1 pseudogene is annotated in these 902 nt (G+C 64.7%); it reads left to right on the top strand.

Annotated features, from left to right (window positions below):
- Positions 1–202: 202 nt before the first annotated feature.
- A pseudogene (locus WP12_RS00075) lies at positions 203–902 on the top strand (membrane-bound PQQ-dependent dehydrogenase, glucose/quinate/shikimate family); the annotation flags it as partial.

The raw sequence follows: 902 nt of genomic DNA on the forward strand, positions 1-902 counted from the left end.
CAATCCGCCGCAGAGCGCCAATGCCAGGGCCGCGATCAGCACCGGATCAAGATTCCACCGTGCCAGCAATTCGGCAGGCGCCGGCGCGCTGCCGCAATAGGGAATCCAGATCGCAGCTCGATCCACGCGCACCTCGTTAAATTAGCCCATTCGTTCTGGAACAGATCGCCCGGCGCGCAGTTCCGTTTTGTAGGAGACATCCATGCCGCAAACGATCACCCCGCCTCCGAAACGCTCTCTGTGGGCGACGATCGTCGGTGCTATCCTGACGTGTATCGGCTTGGTTCTGATTGTGGGCGGCGTCTGGCTCGCCGCCTTGGGGGGCTCGCCTTATTATGCCGTCGCTGGGCTTGGCCTTGGCATCGCCGGAGTGCTGCTGATCCGCGGGCGCGCTGCCGGCGTCTGGGTCTATGTGGCGACGTGGCTACTGTCGCTGATCTGGGGTTTGGCCGAGGCAGGGCTCGATGGCTGGGGACTGATACCCTTCGCCGTTGGCCCAACGGTGCTGCTCATCCTGGTGCTGCTGACGCTGCCGGTGTTGCGCGGAACATCGTGGCGCTGGCCCATTATCGCTGCTGGCGCCGCCGCGTTGGCAATCGCGCTTGGCGGATTCGTGATTTCGCGGGTCAATCAGCCCTCTGTCGGCACGATGCCCGGCGTGATCGCGTCAACGGTGGCCGACCCGTCGCCGCTCCGCGCCGGCACCGATTGGCCAGCCTATGGCGGCAGCTATGCCGCTCAGCGCTACTCGCCCCTGGGCCAGATTACGCCCGAGAATGCTGGCAGGCTGCGCCGCGCCTGGATCTACCACACGGGTGATATGCCCAAGGGCGACCCGGAAAAAAGCAAATATGGCGCCGAGACGACGCCCCTCAAGGTCGGCGACACGCTGTATCTCTGCT

Source organism: Sphingomonas sp. SRS2 (assembly GCF_000971055.1).
Classification (GTDB): Bacteria; Pseudomonadota; Alphaproteobacteria; order Sphingomonadales; family Sphingomonadaceae; genus Rhizorhabdus.